2 protein-coding genes are annotated in these 1,603 nt (G+C 60.3%); both read right to left on the reverse strand.

Annotated features, from left to right (window positions below; genetic code table 11):
• Positions 1-140: 140 nt before the first annotated feature.
• A complete protein-coding gene (locus tag ACG0Z3_RS19120; protein WP_394400420.1) occupies positions 141-572 on the reverse strand; it encodes a hypothetical protein in 432 nt (143 codons plus the stop codon).
• Positions 573-638: 66 nt separating this feature from the next.
• Positions 639-911 carry a hypothetical protein gene (locus ACG0Z3_RS19125; RefSeq protein WP_394400422.1) on the reverse strand — a complete coding sequence of 91 codons (273 nt, stop codon included), beginning with the start codon at positions 909-911 and terminating at the stop codon, positions 639-641.
• Between the last annotated feature and the right edge of the window lie 692 nt (positions 912-1,603).

Consider the following 1,603-nt stretch of genomic DNA (forward strand, 5'->3'; position numbering starts at 1 on the left):
GCGCCGCTCCCGCGACAGACTCCCCCGAATCTATTTGCAGTGGCCCGCCACCCGACGCGCCGCCTGGCCCCGGGCTTGTCCAACAAACGGATCAGATCGCGGCAAGCGCGATCTATCCTTACTCGTTGGGCAGCAGCGTTCTATTCGACATTGCTACCTTTCAACCACCAGCGCATCGTCTTCGCCGCAGCTTGGTGGCGAGGATCCTCGCCACCCGTTTCAAGCCGGCGGAGTGCTTGAAGAACGGCCTCTCCGCCGCATCGGTCCGCCAAGAAAAACGGAAGTTCCTCGATGCTTGGGTTGTACGCAGGCAGCACCGCTTCAAGCGCGGCTTGAAGATCTACAGGAGCTTTCGGTTTGAGCTTTGCGAGCAGCCGTCCCGCGAGCTGTTGCTTCTGGTAGTTGGACTCGCCGGCGTTGCTACGTGAGAACACAAGCAAGAGCCCATCCACTACTTCCACCGAATCGCAGGCCGCAAGCTGCTTGGCGAGCAGCTTGAATTCTTGTGTGTTGCCAGAGCCGAACCTCTCCGCGACGGCAACGATTTGATCGTGAATGAGCTCTCTATTCATGCTGCTCAACGTTGGAATTCAGCCGACCAGCCAGCGCAGCTGGCGCAGGTCGGCTGCAATGAAAGGTTATGCCGCATCGCTGACTCGCCCGTGGTTCTGAATGAACGTGACGCACTCGGCAAGTCGTTTGTAGTCCACCTCACGCGAGACCACATGAGCCAAATCATTGATCTGATTTGCAAGCTGCCCAGCTTGACCCCAATCCAAATCACTCGAGTTGGATAGATCAGCAAGAAGTAGCTTTGGCTGTTTGTAGCCTATTGCTTTCATTTCAGCGTCAACGATGACCGGTAGGAGGAGCGTGCGCTGTCCCCCTTCGGCAACGTCGAAGACCAACATGTAGCTCCCTCCGTCGCGCAGGCAATCCGCCATCACAAGTTTGATCGGAGTGGGCAATGTCACGTTATGCGGCATAACGTTGAGTTGAGTGGACCGCGTAGGCAGGCGGCGTAAGGCCGAGCCAAGAGAATAGAACGTAGTGCCTTGGCTCGGCCTTACGCTGCCTGCCGTAGCGGGTCCACTCGAACGCTATGTTAGGCGCCGCTGGGGCCTGGAACGGGTTGAATGGCGCCATAAGTGCCTGCTGCTGCTTGGCAGAACTGTGCCACAGCCGAACCTGAAGCTGCAGCGGTAATGCTGACAACCAGGCCGGACGAGAAACGTGGGTTTGCTGATGCTGCACGGAGCGTGGCGGGTAGGCGACGTTTGTAGAAGCCGAGTCGTCTTTGTAGCAGGCGTGGAACAGGCACGATGCACCCAACAGCCGCGAGCCGGGTGGGGGCCAAAGAGGCACTAAACGCCAAGCTCATTGACGGGCGCCCAGCGAAGCGCGACTGCGGTTGAGAACACGGCTCGTCGAGCGGCTTGACCGAAGCGATGAGTTGGTCCACTTTGCGGCGCCTAACGTTGAGTTGAGCGGACCGCTGCGGCAGGCCGCCCAAGGCCGGTACGCGAGAATGCCGAGAGGTGGCGGGGAGGCCGGGGGGGGGCCGGCCGGCCCGGGGCCGGGGTAAGCCCCCGGATGACGCGCC

Origin of the sequence: Pelomonas margarita, from assembly GCF_043555875.1 — a bacterium.
GTDB classification, from domain to species: Bacteria; Pseudomonadota; Gammaproteobacteria; order Burkholderiales; family Burkholderiaceae_C; genus Pelomonas; species Pelomonas margarita.

What these genes read in the sequence shown, in the direction of transcription:
- ACG0Z3_RS19120 (WP_394400420.1), bottom strand. Translation starts at nt 572, where the DNA reads ATGAATAGAGAGCTCATTCACGATCAAATCGTTGCCGTCGCGGAGAGG.
- ACG0Z3_RS19125 (WP_394400422.1), bottom strand. Translation starts at nt 911, where the DNA reads ATGTTGGTCTTCGACGTTGCCGAAGGGGGACAGCGCACGCTCCTCCTA.